This is a genomic window from Gordonia polyisoprenivorans (assembly GCF_017654315.1).
Lineage (GTDB): Bacteria > Actinomycetota > Actinomycetes > Mycobacteriales > Mycobacteriaceae > Gordonia > Gordonia polyisoprenivorans_A.
Genome location: NZ_CP072203.1, coordinates 5,242,115 through 5,259,956, shown reverse-complemented (window position 1 = coordinate 5,259,956; position 17,842 = coordinate 5,242,115). Strand labels below are relative to the sequence as shown.

The 17,842-nt window shown below is 66.9% G+C and carries 16 protein-coding genes; 9 read left to right on the top strand and 7 right to left on the bottom strand.

Annotated features, from left to right (window positions below; genetic code table 11):
* Nucleotides 1–161: 161 nt before the first annotated feature.
* The 6 genes from J6U32_RS23550 (at nt 162) to J6U32_RS23525 (ending at nt 5,628) form a co-directional block, all read left to right on the top strand.
* Nucleotides 162–1,085 carry a LysR substrate-binding domain-containing protein gene (locus J6U32_RS23550; protein WP_208792388.1) on the top strand — a complete coding sequence of 308 codons (924 nt, stop codon included), beginning with the start codon at nt 162–164 and terminating at the stop codon, nt 1,083–1,085.
* A complete protein-coding gene (locus J6U32_RS23545) occupies nt 1,082–2,185 on the top strand; it encodes a mandelate racemase/muconate lactonizing enzyme family protein (protein WP_208792387.1) in 1,104 nt (367 codons plus the stop codon). The genes J6U32_RS23550 and J6U32_RS23545 overlap by 4 nt, the downstream gene beginning before the upstream one ends.
* A gap of 9 nt (nt 2,186–2,194) precedes the next feature.
* Entirely contained in the window at nt 2,195–2,479 is a 285-nt protein-coding gene (gene catC / locus J6U32_RS23540) for a muconolactone Delta-isomerase (RefSeq protein WP_208792386.1), read from the top strand.
* Nucleotides 2,480–2,549: 70 nt separating this feature from the next.
* The gene (gene catA, locus J6U32_RS23535; protein ID WP_208792385.1) at nt 2,550–3,425 is read left to right on the top strand and encodes a catechol 1,2-dioxygenase; all 876 of its coding nucleotides are present in this window, start codon (nt 2,550–2,552) and stop codon (nt 3,423–3,425) included.
* 45 nt (nt 3,426–3,470) lie between these two features.
* The gene (locus J6U32_RS23530) at nt 3,471–5,054 is read left to right on the top strand and encodes an AAA family ATPase (RefSeq protein ID WP_208792384.1); all 1,584 of its coding nucleotides are present in this window, start codon (nt 3,471–3,473) and stop codon (nt 5,052–5,054) included.
* Nucleotides 5,055–5,085: 31 nt separating this feature from the next.
* On the top strand, nt 5,086–5,628 hold the full coding sequence (locus J6U32_RS23525; protein WP_208792383.1) for a molybdenum cofactor biosysynthesis protein: 543 nt from the start codon (nt 5,086–5,088) through the stop codon (nt 5,626–5,628).
* A 16-nt stretch (nt 5,629–5,644) separates the two neighbouring features.
* Here J6U32_RS23525 and J6U32_RS23520 read toward each other — a convergent pair whose 3' ends face one another.
* The 6 genes from J6U32_RS23520 to J6U32_RS23495 all read right to left on the bottom strand — a co-directional run bounded on the left by J6U32_RS23520 (nt 5,645) and on the right by J6U32_RS23495 (nt 12,232).
* Nucleotides 5,645–6,607: a proline dehydrogenase family protein gene (locus tag J6U32_RS23520; protein ID WP_208792382.1), complete on the bottom strand. Its 963-nt coding sequence runs from the start codon at nt 6,605–6,607 to the stop codon at nt 5,645–5,647.
* Complete coding sequence (gene pruA, locus J6U32_RS23515; protein WP_208792381.1) at nt 6,607–8,238, bottom strand: L-glutamate gamma-semialdehyde dehydrogenase; 1,632 nt, start codon at nt 8,236–8,238, stop codon at nt 6,607–6,609. The genes J6U32_RS23520 and pruA overlap by 1 nt, the downstream gene beginning before the upstream one ends.
* Before the next feature lie 88 nt (nt 8,239–8,326).
* Nucleotides 8,327–9,124 (bottom strand): ABC transporter permease, encoded by a 798-nt coding sequence (locus J6U32_RS23510; RefSeq protein ID WP_208792380.1) that lies wholly within the window; start codon nt 9,122–9,124, stop codon nt 8,327–8,329.
* Between the two features lie 3 nt (nt 9,125–9,127).
* Nucleotides 9,128–10,012 carry a 2-aminoethylphosphonate ABC transporter permease subunit gene (locus J6U32_RS23505; protein WP_208792379.1) on the bottom strand — a complete coding sequence of 295 codons (885 nt, stop codon included), beginning with the start codon at nt 10,010–10,012 and terminating at the stop codon, nt 9,128–9,130.
* Nucleotides 10,009–11,187 (bottom strand): ABC transporter ATP-binding protein, encoded by a 1,179-nt coding sequence (locus J6U32_RS23500; RefSeq protein ID WP_208792378.1) that lies wholly within the window; start codon nt 11,185–11,187, stop codon nt 10,009–10,011. The genes J6U32_RS23505 and J6U32_RS23500 overlap by 4 nt, the downstream gene beginning before the upstream one ends.
* 1 nt (nt 11,188) lies before the next feature.
* Nucleotides 11,189–12,232 (bottom strand): 2-aminoethylphosphonate ABC transporter substrate-binding protein, encoded by a 1,044-nt coding sequence (locus tag J6U32_RS23495; RefSeq protein WP_208792377.1) that lies wholly within the window; start codon nt 12,230–12,232, stop codon nt 11,189–11,191.
* A 125-nt stretch (nt 12,233–12,357) separates the two neighbouring features.
* Here J6U32_RS23495 and J6U32_RS23490 point away from each other — a divergent pair, with 125 nt between their 5' ends.
* The 3 genes from J6U32_RS23490 (at nt 12,358) to J6U32_RS23480 (ending at nt 15,976) form a co-directional block, all read left to right on the top strand.
* Entirely contained in the window at nt 12,358–12,933 is a 576-nt protein-coding gene (locus J6U32_RS23490) for an HD family phosphohydrolase (protein ID WP_208792376.1), read from the top strand.
* Nucleotides 12,917–13,615 (top strand): GntR family transcriptional regulator, encoded by a 699-nt coding sequence (locus J6U32_RS23485; protein ID WP_208792375.1) that lies wholly within the window; start codon nt 12,917–12,919, stop codon nt 13,613–13,615. Before J6U32_RS23490 ends, J6U32_RS23485 begins: the two co-directional genes overlap by 17 nt.
* 786 nt (nt 13,616–14,401) lie before the next feature.
* Nucleotides 14,402–15,976, top strand: a complete 1,575-nt coding sequence (locus J6U32_RS23480; protein ID WP_208792374.1) for an HNH endonuclease signature motif containing protein — start codon at nt 14,402–14,404, stop codon at nt 15,974–15,976.
* 167 nt (nt 15,977–16,143) lie between these two features.
* On the opposite strand, the gene J6U32_RS23475 is transcribed toward J6U32_RS23480, so the two are convergent.
* Nucleotides 16,144–17,778: a PucR family transcriptional regulator gene (locus J6U32_RS23475; protein ID WP_208792373.1), complete on the bottom strand. Its 1,635-nt coding sequence runs from the start codon at nt 17,776–17,778 to the stop codon at nt 16,144–16,146.
* Nucleotides 17,779–17,842 lie beyond the last annotated feature (64 nt).

Below are 17,842 nucleotides of genomic sequence, written 5' to 3'. Positions count from 1 at the left end.
GTCCTGACCCGGCATCTGATTGATAAAGAGAGCAGCTCAATCGACGGAATACGTGTCCTTGTCTCGTATGGATCGCGGATCTACCGTGATTGATACGTGGTGTCGATCACATGCGCCCGATTGATCAGGTTCGTTCACTCGAGACAGGGAAGGAGGACGACATGGAGCTCCGTCACCTCAGGTATTTCGCCGCTGTCGCCGAGACCTGCCACTTCGGTCAGGCAGCCGCGATGCTGCACGTCGCACAGCCGGCGCTGTCGTATGCGATCCGCCAGCTCGAATCCGAGCTCGATGTCACCCTGTTCGCCCGCACCACACGCCAGGTCGCGCTGACCCCGGCAGGGGAGTACCTGCAGGGCGAGGCCGCACGCATCCTCGACGACGTCGATGCGGCCATGGAAGGCGTACGGCGGATCGCAGCCGGGCGCAGCGGGCTGGTGCGTCTGGGACTCACCGGCATCGCCGCCTTCTCACACCTGCCGCGGATCGCGCGCGCGGTCAAACAGGCCCTGCCGGATGTGGAGCTGCAGATCTCCTCCGACATGCTCACCCCGATGCAATGCGCGGCGCTGCAGTCGGGCGAGATCGACCTCGGTGTGTTGCGCCCACCGGTGGTCGGTGACGGCATCGAACTGCGCACCATCGACGTCGAGTCGGTGGTCCTGGTGGTCTCCGCCGATCACCGCCTCGCCGTCGAACCCGTCATCGCCACCACCGATCTGCGCAACGAGCCGTTCGTGATGTACGACAGCCGTGATTCCGCGGTCAACGACGCGACGCTGCGCGCTTGCCGCCGAGCCGGTTTCGTGCCGCAACGTGCGCATGAGGCGTCGGGCACCCCGGTCCTGCTCGCGCTGGTCGCGGCGGGTCTCGGAGTCGCCGTGCTGCCGGCCTCGGTCCGCGCACTTCCCATGGAGGGCTTGGTGATTCGCGACCTCGCCGACGCCGGCAGCACCGAGGTCGCCCTGGCCTGGAACGCCGGAGAGACCAACCCCGTCGTCGAATCGGTGGCACGGGTCATCAGCAACGCCTTCGACCTGTCCGCCGTGCTTCCCTCGTCCGCCCCGCTGGGAGAACAACTGTGAAAATCATCGAGATCGAGGCGATTCCGTTCGCCATTCCCTACCGCAAACCCTTGCGGTTCGCCTCCGGCGAGGTGTCGGTCGCCGAGCACGTCCTGGTTCGCGTCCACACCGACGACGGGATCGTCGGTGTCGCCGAGGCACCCCCGCGTCCGTTCACCTACGGCGAGACCCAGTGCGGGATCGTCGCCGTCATCGAGACCGTGTTCGCCCCGCAATTGGCCGGGCTCACGCTGCTCGACCGCGAGATGATGGTCGCCCGTATCAACCGGACCATCGGCAATCCCACCGCGAAAGCCGCTGTGGACATGGCGATCTGGGACGCCCTGGGCAAGACCCTGCAGATGCCGGTGACCGACCTGCTCGGCCGCTACACCGATCGCCTGCGGGTCAGTCACATGCTCGGCTTCGACGAGCCGGCCACCATGGTCGCCGAGGCGGAGAAGATGCGCGAGAACTACGGGATCGCGACCTTCAAGGTCAAGGTCGGGCGCCGACCGATCGGCCTCGACACCGCCGTGGTGCGCGCATTGCGTGAGCGATTCGGCGACGAGATCGAACTCTACGTCGACGGCAACCGCGGCTGGTCGTCGTCGGAGTCGTTGCGCGCCATGAAGGACATGGCCGACCTCGATCTGCTCTTCGCCGAGGAACTGTGCCCCGCCGACGACGTCGTCGGCCGGCGTTGGCTCGTCGAGCACCTCGACGTGCCGTTCATCGCCGACGAGTCGGTGCCCACCGCCGCCGACGTCACCCGCGAGATCCTCGGCGGCTCGGCCACCGCGATCAGCATCAAGACCGCCCGCACCGGCTTCACGTGGTCACGGCGGGTACATCACCTCGCCGAGGGACTCGGCATCGACGTGGTGATGGGCAATCAGATCGACGGTCAGGTCGGCACCGCTTGCACCCTGGCGTTCGGCGCGGCCCACGAACTGACCTCCCGCTACGCCGGCGAACTGTCGAATTTCCTCGACATGAGCGACGACCTGCTCGCCGAACCCCTACAGATCCGGGACGGTTACCTGCACACCAGCCCGAACGCCGGCATCGGCATCGAGATCGACCCCGACAAACTCGCCCGCTACCGAGTCGACCGATAGGAGACGCGCATGATCTATCACGTCCGGATGGACGTCAACATCCCCCACGATCTCGACCCCGAGGTGCGGGCCGACACCGTGGCGCGTGAAAAGGCGTATTCACAAGAGCTGCAACGGTCGGGCAAGTGGCCGCACATCTGGCGGATCGTCGGCGAGTACTCCAACTACTCGATCTTCGACGTGGCCGACCACGACGAGTTGCACACGATCTTGTCCGGACTCCCGCTCTTCGCCTACATGGACATCTCGGTGACCCCGCTGGCCACCCACCCTTCCGACATCAACGCGGGTTGATCCCGTAAACCCAACAATCGCAACACCATCGAGCCCCATCAACCCAGCCCGTCAACAAGGAGTACCCATCATGACCGACACCAGCTTCGATACCGAGGTCAACGCCAAGGCCGCCGAATCCGGCGCGAACGCGTCGGCGCGTTTCGCCGAGCGTATGGCCACCGCGGGCGGCCGCGCCGGCGTCATCGACACCGCACGCGTGAATTACCTTGCCAGCAAGGTGATCAAGGGAATCAACGACATCGTCCTCGAGGACAAGGTGTCCTACGAGGAGTACAACGCGCTCAAGGCGTGGCTGATCAAGGTCGGCGCCGACGGCGAGTGGCCGCTGTTCCTCGATGTGTGGCTCGAGCACTCGGTGGAAGAGGTCGCCAACGAGCACCGCGAGGGCAGCAAGGGCACCATCGAGGGCCCCTACTACATCGAGGGATCACCCGAGTTGCCGTGGAACGGAACCATTCCCATGCGCGACGACGAGCCCGGTGATCCGCTGGTGTTCGCCGGGCAGGTGCGCGCCGTCGACGGCGCCCCGCTCGCCGGTGCGCGCCTGGAGCTGTGGCACGCCGATGATCTCGGTTTCTACTCGCAGTTCGCCCCGGGCCTGCCCGAGTGGAACCTGCGTGGCACCTGGATCGCCAACGAGGACGGGCGTTTCGAGATCCACACGCTGCGTCCGGCGCCGTACATGATCCCCACCGACGGTGCATGCGGCCAGCTCATCGCCGCCGCCGGCTGGCACGCCTGGCGTCCGGCTCACCTGCACTTCAAGGTCAGCGCGCCCGGCCATCAGCTGATCACCTCGCAGCTGTACTTCCCCGGCGACCCGCACAACGGAGACGACATCGCCTCGGCGGTCAAGCCCGAGCTGATGCTCGACGTCAAGGACAACCCGAACGGCGAGGGCTACGTCACCGAATACGATTTCGTCCTCGATCCCGAGGCCTGATCGCAGGCAATAAGACCGACCTCACCAGAAGCGAAGGAGTCCACCGTGCTCGTCGCACCCACCGCCGTTGTCGCGGCCACCTCGTCACCGGACCTCACAGCGGTACGCGCACAAGCGGGTTCGTGGCGTTCGGCCGAGATCGGGATCACCGACCGCGATCTCACCGACGCGGCGCTCGCCGATCTCGTCGACACCGCCGGTGGTGCGGGCGAGGACTCCTTCGCCAGGGCGGTCACCGCGATCATCTCGGCCCGCGCCGGTAGCTTCCCGCGCATCCCGCACATCGACGCGGCGACCGAGATCTTCCGAACCTTCCTGCGCCACGATCTCATCGACGGCTGGCTCTACGTCCGTGAATCCGACGGCTATCTGCATCCCTATCTCGTCATGGACCTGACGCTCGAACACGCCGACCGCACCCACGGTCCGCGGATCAAGTTCACCATGGAGGCCGACAACGCCACGGTGAAGCGTCCGTCGTGCAAACCCAAGGTGCTCTACTTCGAGGAGACCGAGGTGGTCGGCAAGACCCCCGGTGACGTCCTGGCGGCCGGCGGCGCCTACAAGGAAACCCCGGAACTCAAGGCGGAGTACCGGACTCGTCGTGAGCAGTATCAGCGGATCATCGACGACGGGTTCGGTAAGCAGTACCGCTACACCGGCCGGGTGATCCGCACCGACGACTACCGCGCGCCCAACAAGCGGGAGAACCGCAAGGTGGTCCACGACGTCGCACCGAGCGAGATCGCGGCGCTGCGCATGGTGGCGCCGTCGATCCTGTTCGGTTCCGACGACTACGGGCCGGTCCCGGTGATCACCGCGGTCCGCGTGTTCGATTTGGGCGCACAGGATTTCCTCGACGTCAACACCGGCGACCTCGTCGACTACGCCTACGATGCGCATCTGCAGGACAAGCTGGTGCTGCCTGACGATCAGCGAGAACTCCTCAACATCCTCACCACCGACATCTCGGTGTTCACCGGCGACATCATCGACGGGAAATCGGCGGGCAACGTGATCCTGGCCAAGGGGCGCCCCGGCGTCGGCAAGACACTGACCGCCGAGGTGTACGCCGAGGTCACCGCACGTCCGCTGTACTCGATCCACTCCGGATCACTGGGTGTGACACCGGAATTGGTGCGCAAGAATCTCGAGGTGATCTTCGACCGCGCCAAGCGGTGGGATGCGGTGTTGCTGCTCGACGAGGCCGACGTCTTCGTCATGGAACGCGGAATGGACCTGTCGCAGAACGCGATCGTCGCCGAGTTCCTGCGCACCCTCGAGTACTTCGACGGACTGCTGTTCCTCACCACCAACCGGATCGACGGCGTCGACGAGGCGATCCTCGCCCGGTGTGCCGCGGTCATCGAATACCAGCCACCCGGACCCAAGGACGCCCGCCAGGTGTGGCAGATCCTCGCCGCGGGCAACGACGTCATCCTCGGAGAGGAACTACTCGACGACCTCGTCGGCGGCTTCCCCGACATCACCCCGCGCGACATCAAGATGCTGTTGCGACTCGCGTTGCGGATGGCCAGACATCGCGGGGTCGATCTCGATGCCTCGGTGTTCGCCGGCAGCGCGGTGTTCCGCGGGTTGCACTACATTCCGCCGGAGGATCGGCGGTAGCGCACACCTCGGTGCGCCTACGCTGGGTGAGGTGCGGTATGACGTCGAGATCGAGTCGCTGGTCGTGTCACCCCGACACGCCTACTTCGGCCGGTCCAAGGACGGCCCCGCCGACGACGTGGCGACCCACACCCCCGATCACGTCGATGTGGTCGCCGACAAAGGCATTCGTGGCGACCGGTTCTTCGGCGTGCGCGCCCACACCGAGGCCGCGGTGACGTTCCTCGCGATCGAGGCGTGGCAGGCCGCGGCCGGTGACGCCGACCCGGTGCTGGCCCGGCGCAACATCGTCGTGCGCGGTCTCGAACTCGACCCGCTACGCGGCGTCGAATTCGAGGTCGACACCGGCGACGGCCCCATCCGGTTCCGCGGTGGCCGGCCGGCACATCCGTGTTCCTGGATGGACACCATGGCCGGCGACGGCGTGCGCAAGGCACTCATCGGGCGCGGCGGACTGCGCGCCCAGCCGCTGACCTCGGGGGTCCTGCGGGTTGGACCGGCGGTGATCACCGCCGACGTCGACCTCGACGCGGCCCGCGCCGCCGATCAGGTCCGGCGCGCGCAGCCGCTCTGAGCTGCCGCCCCGAGTCCTACTCCGCGAGCGCCCGCAGGAAGAACCCGAGGTTGGCAGGCTTCTCAGCGAGACGCCGGACGAAGTAGCCGTACCATTCCTGGCCGTAGGGGATGTAGACACGCACCCGCGCGCCCTGGGCGGCGAGACGATGCTGCTCATCGGCGCGAATCCCATAGAGCATCTGGTGTTCCCAGCTGTCGGGGGCGCGGCCGACCTCGACGGCAAGGTGGCGGGCCGCTGCGATCATCGTCGGATCGTGGCTGGCGACCATCGGATACCCGTTGCCCTTCATCAGGATTCGCAGACACCGCAGATAGGCCTCATCGATCTGGGAGCGGTCGGGATAGGCGAGAGCCGCCGGCTCGGCGTAGGCGCCCTTGCACAACCGGATTCGCGCGCCGGAGGCCGCGAACTCGGTGCAGTCGTCCTCGGTGCGACGCAGATATGCCTGCAGGACGGTGCCGAGTTCGGGGAATTCACCGCGCAACGAGCGGACGATCTGCAACCGTTCGTCGACGGTGGCGTGGTCCTCGGCGTCGACGGTGACCAGCACCCCGGCCCGCCGCGCCGCGGCACAGATCGTGTGCGCATTCTCCTCGGCGATCTTGCGGCCATGTCGGGGCAGTGATTGGCCGAGCGCAGTGAGCTTGAGCGACACCTCGAGCCTGCCGGGACCGACGTCGAGCGGCGACATTTCTTGCGTCGACATTGCCTGGAGGAGTGCGAGATAGGCGTCGACGGTGGCGCTCGCCTGGCTCTCGTCGGTGGTGTCCTCACCGAGGTGATCGATGGTGACCGAGAGCCCCTCGTCGAGGCATCCGCGGATCGCGGCGAGTACGTCGTCGAGGGTCTCGCCCGGCACGAACCGGTTCACCACGCGTTCGGTGATCGGCAGCCGCACCGATGCTTCTTTGATCCGTTCGCTGGCAGCGGCTTTCATGATCACCGGCCGCAGAACCGCGTCGAAGACCGTACTCATCACTGCTCCATGTGGGGGTAGGCGGAGGAGGTGGACGGCACGAAGGTCTCCTTGATGGTGCGGGTGGAACTCCAGCGCATCAGATTGGCCTTCGACCCGGCCTTGTCGTTGGTGCCCGAGGCCCGTCCGCCACCGAAGGGTTGCTGGCCGACGACGGCACCGGTGGGCTTGTCGTTGATGTAGAAGTTGCCTGCGGCGTTGCGCAGAACATCCGATGCGGTGGCGACCGCGGCGACGTCGGTGGCGATGATCGATCCGGTCAGCGCGAACTTTGCGCTCGAATCGACCATCCGCAGGATGTTCGGATAGTCGGCGTCGGGGTAGACGTGCACGGCGAGGATGGGGCCGAAGTACTCGGTCGCGAACGCCTCGTCGGTCGGGTCGTCGCCGAGAAGGACGGTCGGGCGGACGAAGTAGCCTTCCGAGTCGTCGCAGTGTCCACCGGCGGCCACCGTCATCGTGGGCACGGTCTTCGCGCGATCGATGGCCGCGACGTGCTTGTCGAAGGCGCGCCTATCGATGACGGCACCTCCGAAGTTGCCGAGGTCGCGGACGTCTCCGTAGGTCAATTCGTTGGCCTCGGTGAGGAAGTCGTCGCCCATCCGATCCCACACCGAGCGCGGGATGTAGGCGCGGGAGGCGGCCGAGCACTTCTGCCCCTGGTACTCGAAGGCGCCGCGGATCAGGGCTGTGCGCAACACATCCGGGTCGGCCGAACGGTGGGCGACGATGAAGTCCTTGCCGCCGGTCTCACCGACGAGACGTGGATAGCTGTGGTAGCGGTCGATATTCGCCCCGACCTCGCGCCACAGATGCTGGAAGGTCGCCGTCGACCCGGTGAAATGGATGCCCGCGAGATGCGGATCGGCAAGGGCGACATCGGAGACCGCGATACCGTCGCCGTGGACGAGGTTGATGACCCCGTCGGGCATTCCCGCGGCGCGCAGCAGTTCCATGGTCAGGTGCGCGGCGTACGCCTGTGTCGGTGACGGCTTCCACACCACCGTGTTGCCCATCAACATCGGCGCGGTGGGCAGGTTGCCGGCGATGGCGGTGAAGTTGAACGGTGTGATGGCGTAGACGAATCCGTCGAGCGGGCGATGGTCGAGGCGATTCCAGACGCCCGGCGAGGAGATCGGTTGTTCGGCGAGGATCTCGCGGGCGAAGGCCACGTTGAAGCGCCAGAAGTCGATGAGCTCGCAGGGTGCGTCGATCTCGGCCTGCTGCACGGTCTTCGACTGTCCGAGCATGGTGGCCGCGGCGATCCGTTCGCGCCACGGCCCGGAGAGCAGGTCGGCGGCGCGCAACAACACCGCGGCACGATCGTCGAAGCTGGTGTGTGCCCAGGCGTCGGCGGCCTCGAGAGCGGCATCGACGGCCGCCCGTGCCTCGTCGTGGCCGGCATTGGTGAAGGTGCCGAGCACCTCGGCGTGGGCGTGCGGTTGCACGACGTCGATGCGGTCGCCGTCGCCCATCCGGGCGCGGCCGCCGATGACGTGGGGGAGGTCGATGGGGTCGGCCTGTGACTGTGCGCGCAGTTCCGCGACGATGCGGGCACGTTCGGGCGTGTCCGGTGCATAGGTGTGAACCGGCTCGTTCGCCGGGCGTGGGGGAAGGGTGATCGCGTCCATACCCGTCAGTCCACCAAGACGGCGACACCTGCGATATGTTCGATCAGCCAATCATCGAGGTTGATGCTTGGCTGATCGGACAAGCAGGTCAGCGGACGACGGCGCGTGACCGGATACGTCCGAGGATGACCAACGCGAGCATCGTGGTGACGAGCAGGATGGTCGTGCAGGCGGCGGCGGAGAAGACGTCGCCGCGGTCGGAGAGCCCGAAGATGGTGACCGGCAGGGTTTTCCACGTCGCCGGATAGACCATCACCGTGGCGCCGAGTTCACCCATGGACAGGGCCACCGAGAGTCCTGCGGCGGCGCCGAGCGCGGGGAGGAGCAGCGGCAGGGTGACGCGGGTCAGCACCCGCAGCGGTGACGCGCCGAGCGATTCGGCGGCCTGCCGATATGCCGGGTCGAGCCGATCCAGGGCGGCCGAGACCGCACTGAACGCGAAGGCCAGCACCAGCACGGTGTGGGCGACGACGACGATCCACTTGGTGCCGCCGAGCAGCAACGGTCGCGAGTTGAAACTGATCAACAGGCCCAGGCCGATTGCCACCGACGGCACCGCGATCGGCAGATGGAAGACGGCGTCAGTGATCCGGCGCAGCGGTCCCGTGGAATCCCGGATCGCCAGCGCCGCCCAGGTGCCGAGTATCAGGGCGAGGGCGCCGGCGATGATCGCGGTCTGCAGGCTCACCGACAACGAGGCGACGTTCTCGCCCGAGAGTGCGTCCCCCATGTGTGTCAGACCCAGATGTGACGGCAGCGGACCGGTCCAGGACCCGGCGAATCCGGCGAGAACGACGGTGGCGATGGGGGCGACGAACACCACCAGCACCACGACGGCGAAGATGGTCCACACGGCAGTGCGGCCGCCACGGCTCCAGAACAGCATGTCTCACAGTCCTTTCCGCTTGCCCGATATCCTGGCGAAGATGAGGCGGTAGATGCCGTAGAGGGCCAATGACAGGGCCACCTGGACGGTGGCGATCACCGCGGCGCCGGCGAGATCGAACGTGACGATGCCACGGGTGTAGATCAGTACCGGCAGCGTGATCACGTCCTTGGCGCCGGTGAACAACACAATGCCGAACTCGTTGAGAGTCAACAGGAGTACCAGGCTGCCGCCGGCCATCAACGCCGGCCACGCCTCGGGCATGATGACCGAGCGCAACACCCGCCACGGGGATGCGCCGAGACTCGCGGCGACATCGAGTTGATCGGTCGACAGCGTCGCGAACGACGCGAGGAGCGGCCGGACGACGAACGGGGTGAAAAAGGTGATCTCCGCTGCGATCACGCCCCACGGCGTGGCGAGGAAATTCAGGGGACGGCTGCCGGTGACGTCGGCGATGAGCGCATTCACCGCACCCGCCGTGCCGTAGAGAAAGGTGAACGCCAGCGTGATCAGAAACGACGGCAAGGCGAGCACGGTGTCGATGAGTCGCGCCACGATCGTGGAGCCGGGGAACGGCACGAAGGCCAGGACGATCGCCAGGAAGGTACCGAGGATCAGCGCGCCGAGTGTCGAGGCGACGGCGACCTGAGCGGTCCGCAGGAGCGCGGTCCGGAAGATCTCGCTGGACAGTACTGCACCCCAGGTGCTTTCACCGGTGCCGCCCGCGGATTCGGTCAGTACCCGCACGAGTGGGTAGACCGCGATGATCAGCACGATCACGAGCGGTGGCCACACCCACAGCGTGCTGCGCGAGCGCAGGGGGCGGTTCGGTTGCGGTGGTGGGGTGGACGTGGCGTCGTCGGTGAGCAGTGCGCCGGTGCTCATCGCGGGGTGCCCTCGGAGGCGACGAGGACGCCGATGGGGTCCGGGAAGCGCACGCCGACAACCGAACCCGGTGCGTAGTCGACGTGACCGACGACGTCGGCGTCGATGAGCTGATCGGGCAGTCCTTCGACGGCCAGGCTGACGCGCGTCGTCGAGCCCCGCCACACCGACCCGTCCACCCGCGCCCACATCGACCCGTGTGCGCCGGCCGGCGCCACCTCGACGTCGTGCGGCCGCACGCAGATCAGCGCCGGGGACCCCGGTGCCCACCGCTGGATGGGTTCGGGGGCGTTGGTGGAGAACATCTTTCCGCCGGCCTCCACCAGCGCGGTGGAGCCGGAGACCCGCCCCACGGTGCACGGGATGAGGTTGGCGCCGCCGAGGAATCCGGCAGTGAAATCGGTCGGTGGCCGCGACCACAACTCGTCGGCGGTGCCCAGATCCACCAGGCTCGCGTCCCGCATGACGCCGATTCGATCGGCCAGGGCGAGCGCCTCGGTCTGATCATGGGTGACGTAGAGCATCGTGGTGTCGGGCAAGCCATCCCGAAGTCGCTGCAACTCGACGACCATCGACGACCGCAATGCGGCGTCGAGGGCGGCGAGCGGCTCGTCGAGCAGCAGGACCTCGGGCCGGATGGCCAGGGCACGGGCGATCGCGACGCGCTGCTGCTGGCCACCGGACAACTCGCGGGGCAGCCGTGGGGCGTACTCGCCCATCGCGACCATCGACAACGACTCCTCGACACGTTCGGCAATGACCTTGCGCGGCAGGCGTCGTGCCTTCAGCCCGAAGGCGACGTTGTCGGCGACCCGCATGTGCGGGAACAGGGCGTAGGACTGCACGACCACGCCGATGCCGCGTTTTGCGGGCGGCAGATCGGTGATGTCGTCGCCGTTGAGGAAAACCTGACCCGCGCTCGGCCGGACGAAGCCCGCCAGCGCCTTGAGTGCCGTGGACTTGCCGGAACCGCTCGGACCGAGGAGCGCTATGGTCTCGCCACGCCGGGCCCGAAGGGTGAAATCGCGGAGTGCATCGGTCGACTTCTTGCCGCGGCCATAGGTGACCGACACACGATTGAACACGATGCGCTCAGGTGCCTTGACGGCCGTCGTGGTGTCGGTCTCGGTGGCGCGGCCGGCAAGTGCTGAGCGGCGGATCGGGTTGTCGCTCATGTCAGTTCCCGGTGGCCTTCTGGTACGCGGCAACGTCGGCGTCGAGTGTGCTGAGCACCGCATTCCAATCGGGTCGCCACACGGTGACCCCCTTGATGGCGGCGACGGGGCTGTCGGGGCCGCTCGGCGCGGTCACGTCGGTGCGGACCGGGATACCCAGGGCGTCGGTGGCGACGGTGTTCTGGACGTCCTTGCTGACCAGGTAGGCGAGTAGCTTCTTGGCCTCTTCGGCGTGCGGTGCGCCTTTGGTGACGCCGGCGAAGTAGGGGAGCGAGACGGTGGTGCGGGTCCCGTCGGGCATGGCCGGGAAGAACAGGGAGAACTTCGAGCCGTCGTCGCGGATGGAGGCGAGATTCATCTGCACATCGCCGTTGGCCACCAACAGTTCTCCGTTGCTGACCTTGGGCTGCAGCTTGCCGGTCGAGCTGGACGGGCCGACATTGTTGGTCTGGAGTTTGGCGAGGTAGTCGAGGGCCTGTTGGTTGCCCATCAGGTGCTGCAACAGCAGGAGTACCGCGGTTCCGTCGCCGGCCTGTCCTGGTGTGGAGTACTGGATTTTGCCCTTGTACTGCGATGTGAGCAGGTCGTCCCACGTGCGCGGTGCGGGCTGGGCGGAGGGGTTGGCGATGAAGCTCAGCGTGTTGTCGACGATGGCGACGTAGTTGCCGTCGGCGGCATTGTTGCCCTGGGCGATCGCGGCGTCCTGCACGCCGGAAGATTGCAGGAGTTTGTCGGCGTCGGCGCGCTGGATGAATGGCGGCAGCGTGACCAGCAGATCCGCCTGTGGGTTGGACTGTTCCTTCTGGACGCGCGAAACCACCTCGCCGGAACCGGCTTCCACGACATTGACGGCGACGCCGGTCTGCTTCTGATACGCCGCGAACTGGGACTTGTACCAGCTGCCGAGGCCGTCGGCGCTGTACACGGTGAGCGTCGTGGCGCCCGACGACGACTGGGTGCCGGTGCCGCCGCACGCGGCGGTGAGAGTGAGGGCGGCCGCTGCGGTGGCGACCGCAACGGCGCGGGTGAGGTGTCGGACTCGCATGGGTGCTCCTGGTCTGGACAGTTGCGATCGGGGCGTGTGCTCCACCATCTTCACCGTTTGGTCTAGACCAAAGAAGGTCTGCGAGGAAAACGTTCGGTTAACTTTTGGTCTAGACCGAACCCGGTATGCTTGCGGCCATGACTTCACCAGCAGTGATCGTCGCCGAGGTGACCGCTCTGCTCGACTCTCTCCACGGTGTCTACGACGAGCTTGCCGTCGACGAGTTCGAGCACGCGACGCAAGCAGCGTGGCTGGCGCGGGTGAACGGCGCCGACGACGAGCTCGTGCTCGCCGCTGCGCTCCACGACATCGGACACAGTCCGCTGATCGACGACGATGCTCATCACAATCGCGCCGCTTGTGCTTGGCTGGCACCACGATTCGGCGATCGGGTGGCGTGGCTGGCCGGCGCGCATGTGGCGGCCAAGCGGCATCTCGCCGCGACCGAACCGGGATATGCGGAGTCGCTCAGTGATATCTCGGTCGAGTCCCTGGAGCACCAGGGCGGCGCAGACGACGTCGGCATCGAGTGGACGGGCCACCGCTGGTGGTCGGATGCGCTGCGGCTCCGCCGATTCGACGACGCGGCAAAAGTTCCTGGAGCGCAGGCGATCAGCGTCGACGAATTGTGTCGTATCGCCGGATCGGTCGCCGAACGAACAGTGGCGACGCAGGAGGCGCTCGGTGCGCGAAACTCCTAAGTACTACCAAGTGCGCACCGGCCTGGAGGAGAAGCTCGCTGGGCTCGAAGAGGGTGACCCGGTGCCGGCCGAGCGCGCGCTCGCCGAGGAGTTCGCCGTTGCCCGCGAGACCGTTCGGCAAGCCGTGCACGATCTGCTCGTCGAGGGACGGATCGCGCGGCGCGGCCGTGGCACCGTCGTATCGGCGCCGAAGTTGGTGCAGCCGTTGTCATTGCAGTCCTACACCGAGGGCGCGAAGAAGCACGGCCGGACACCGAGTCGTGAACTCGTGCAGTTCATCGAGGTCGATGCCGACGACGCCCTGTGCGACGACCTCGAGTTGGCACACGGCTCGCGTGTGCTGCACCTCGAACGTGTATTGCTCGCGGACGGAGCGAAACTCGGCCTCGAGATCACCTATCTGCCCGTCGATCGCTTCAGCGACTTCTTGACCACCTTCGACCCCGCCACCTCTCTCTATGCGGCAGTCCGTGCGACCGGGGTCGAGTTCGCATCCGCCCACGAGCGGATCGAGACGGCGCTCGCCTCTCCGCGCGAGGCGGCGCTCCTCGAAACGACGACATCCATGCCGATGATCCTGTTGCACAGACGATCTCTCGACCCCGACGGCCGCCCGATCGAAAAGGTCCGTTCCCTCTACCGCGGCGACCGCATCGCCTTCGAAGCCGTCCTACGGGAGTAGCACGCCGCGCTTTCCTCCGGTGGCGCGGAAACCTGATCAGCGAGAGGGGTCTCGAGGCTCGTCGCTGGCGCTCCTCGGCACCTCGACCATCGGATGGAAAGGGCCCGGGGTAGAACGACGGCGCATTTCCTGACCGACGCTTGCCCCTTCCCCCGTTCGTCCAGCGCTTCTATCACCCGACGCTCGCCCCTCCCCTCGATGGTCGAGGTGCGAGCCGCGTGCGGCGAGCCTCGAGACCGCTTGTGCCGGTGCTGGTTCGGTTCGGCGGGTGGTGCGGACCTGTCGGCGAGCGGGGTCTCGAGGCCTCGTCCATCGGATGGAAGAGTCCGGAGTAGAACGACGGCGCGTTTTCTGACCGATTGTCGCCCTCCCCCCCCCCGATGGTCGAGGTGCGAGCCGCGTGCGGCGAGCCTCGAGACCGCTTGCAGCGACGCTGGTTCCAGCTCGGCGGTTGGTGCGGACGCCTGTCGGCGAGCGGGGGCTCGAGGCTCGTCGCTATCGCTCCTCGGCACCTCGACCATCGGATGGAAAGCCCCGGAGTAGAACGACGGAGCGTTTCCTGACCGATGCTTGCCGCTTCCCCCGGTGGTCGAGGTGTGAGCCGCGTGCGGCGAGCCTCGAGACCCGGTGAGATGACAAGTATCGCAACCACATCGACGCCCACTCGACGAGTGGAAAGATAGTTGTCCACAGATTTCTGGAGCCGCGCGTTCGTCGGGCCGGTTTTGTCGGTACCCCTTCGTACGCTTGTTCTCATCAAGTCCGATCGCGGGAGGGAGGTTTCTGGTGTCGACGACGTTGACGTTCACCGATCCGGATGCCGATGCTTCCGCGATCGCATCGATGTCGCGGGATGAGCTCACCGAGACCGGCCCTGAGTTGTTGCGTCAATCGCGTAAGTACGAGGCCCGGACGGTGCTGGCTGCTGCCGCGTTGGCGGAGAGGGTGTTTCGTGAGCATCTGGCCGGTCGGCCTGAGGCCGGTGTGTGGGGTTCGGTGGTCGAGCATGCCGAGAGACTCGGCCGGGCCGAGGTGTCGTTGCAGTTCAAGGTCTCCCGTAGCAAGGCCGGGAGTTGGGTGGCGTTGGCGGATCTGTTGGAGAAGTTCCCGCTGATCCGTGCCGCCTATTTGAATGGGGAACTGTCGACGAATCGGGTGTCGATCATGGCGCGCGCCGCGCAGCGTGGCGGGGATATCGACACCACCGACAGCGACACCGACACCGACGATGACGAGTCCGGGATGTCGTTCGAGGAGATCGTCTTGGACTACGGGTCCCGGGCAACGACCGACCCGGTGCTGTCCCAGCAACTCGATGCCGCGTTGATTTCGATGAACCCCGACAGTGTGATCGAGGACCGCGACACCATCACCGATCTGGTGGGAAACGTCACCATCACCCCCGATGTCGCGGGGCACTCCACCTTGGATGCGGTTGTGCCCGCCCATTACGGGGTGTTCCTCACCACCCAGATCAACGCGCTGGTCGATGAACGGACCTGCCGCAAGGACCCGCGTCGCGTGGGGTCGCTGCGGGTGATCGCCCTCGGTGAGATCACCGGCGTGCCCGGAGCGCACCTCGACTGCGCATGCGGCTTGGAGACCTGCGCGAAAGGCGGTGCTGCCCGCGACGAGTCGGCGGAAACACCCGCCGACGCTGCGGACGCGGCAGCGTGGGACGACTTGCTACCGGAACCTATCGATGCCGATGCGCCCGACGTCGAGTCGGTGGAGCCGGTCGTCGAACCCCAGATCCCCGACCCCATGGATGAGCCCACCCCGGATGAGGTGCCGGTGGCGTTCGGGCGGGCCCTGGTCGTACCCGGGGCACCCGTGTTGACGGTGGTCACTGACCCCGACGGTGTACTGGTGCCCCGGTTGCAGGGATACGGACCCATCGACCCCGACTACGCCATCACCCTCGCCGAGATAGCGAAGACCATCCACTACCCCGAATCCGTACGTGCGGCTGGACCATTGATCCCGCAGATCTCCGACCGACCCCAAGCCCCACCGGCGGATCCGACCGGACACGGCGGTCACACCGTGCCACCACCTGGGGCATTGACCTATGCACCCAGCGCGAAGTTGCGCGCTGAGGTGTTGGCGAACGATGCGTGGTGCCGATACCCGTACTGCGGGATGCCGTCGCACCTGTGCGACCTCGACCATTGGCGACCGTTCAACCATGCCGACCCCGAGGCCGGTGGCTGGACGGTGCTCGGTGATCTGATCCCGCTGTGTCGGGCTGATCACCAACGCAAGCATCTTGCCGAGTGGGTGCCGACGCTCCTTCTGGATCGGAGGGTGGAGTGGCGGAGTCGGCGGACGGGGCAGGTGATTGTTACTTTCCCGCGGTGACGGGGTTTTGCTGTGGGGTGGAACCAGCTGTGGCTCACCGGATCTCGAGGCTCCTCGCTAGCGCTCGTCGCACCTCGACCACCATGAAAAGGCACCTCGACCATCGGGGGAAAGTCCTCGACCAGCGCGGGTGAGCGCCTGGACCATCGGAGGCAGGCGTCCGACGTCTACCGGGCGCGAAGTGACAGCGCCACCACCAGTCGGGTGGCGGGGTCGTCGAGGTCCATGTCGGTGAGGTCTCGAATGCGACGGATGCGGTAGCGCAACGTATTCGGGTGGATGTGGAGTGCTTCGGATGCGGCGCGGACGTCGCCGAAATGATCGAGATAGGCGCGCAGTGACGCGGTGAGATCGCCGCCGGAATCGGTGTCGCGGTCGGCGAGTTCGACGACGCGTCTGTCGATCAGGTCGGGGTTGGCCGAGAGCAGCGCGACGATCTCGCCGAGCAGCACCCCGGTCTGGGATGCCGACACCGTCGTCACCGGGTCGATGAGGTCGGACTCCCGTTGTGCCGCATCGAGAACCCGATCGGCAAGTCGGCGTAGCTCGGGGACTTCGGACAGTCCTGCTGCCGGTCCGGCGACGACGGCGCGTACCGATGTCTGAAATTGCCGGTCGGCGGCCTCGACCGCCGAATGGGCCCACGCCAGTACCGACTCGACCCCGGGGCCGTTCGCCTCCGGCCCGTCGCCCGGCAGCACCACGTAGGCACGTGCCCCGAGCGTGGTGGTCACCGACAGCGGCCGCAAAGCGCTGGCGTGCAATGTCAATGCCGACACGACACCCGCCGGGATGCCCGAACCCGCCATCTCACCGTCGGTCGGCTCGCGGCCGGCGAAGCCGACGACGATCACCGACGCGTCGGACGCGATGCCGAGTTGTGCCCCCAGATATCCCGCATCGATACTCTCACCGTGTGCGCCGAGGAGCCGCCGAACGATCTCGTCGTGACCGGTCCCCGCCGCCCGACGTCGTGAGATGACCCGTGCCGCAACGGCAGCCGCCCCACGAAGGATGGTCTCGGCGTCCGTGGCGAACTCCGAGTCACCCTGCTGCAGCCAGACGACTCCCAGGAAGTCCGGACCGGATCGGATGGGCGCAGCCATCCGCGGCCGTAGACCCAGGTCGGTGCGCGCGGCCACCCGCACGACGCCGTGCGAGGTGCGCAGGGCGTCCATCACACCCCACTGACGCAGCCACGCCAACATCTCCGGCGGCCCCTCGCGGCCGAGAATCGACAATCGCCGCAGCTCGTCGGCCTCGTCACCGGCGCGACTGTAGGCCAACACATGTGAACGTTGATCCTCGATGCTAACCAGGCCGTGAGTACGTCGGGCCACCTCGGCGGCGAGTTCGAACAGGTCGCCGCTGGTCCCCGACGCCCACGCCCCGGACGCCAATGCATCAGGGTCCCCGACACCTGCCGCGGTGTCGAGGACGCGAATCAACAACTGGTAGATCCGCTCCCACCGGGCGTGCGGGTCGACGTCGATGACGGCTATCCCCGCTGCGGCGAGCGTCGCGGTCACCCCCGAGCCGGGCGATTTGAGCATCACCGCAGTCGGTGGTGCGGCGGCGATCGTCGGAAGCCACTGCACCACATCGGCTTCGGATGCGCCGACCATCAGGAACACGTCGGCGCCGCGCGCGGCCGCACCCAACGGCAGACGTAGATCGTCGGGATCGAGCAACGCCACCGATCCGACGGTCACGTCGAGACCCCGCGGTGCCTCCGCCAGCGTCACGAGCGTCGCGTCGAGGGCGAGCACCAGCCGCCCCAGCCCGATCCGCGCCTCGTCCATACCTCGAATCTACGGCCCCGACCGGTGAATACACACGTGCCCGCCGAGAACGAATCCCGGCGGG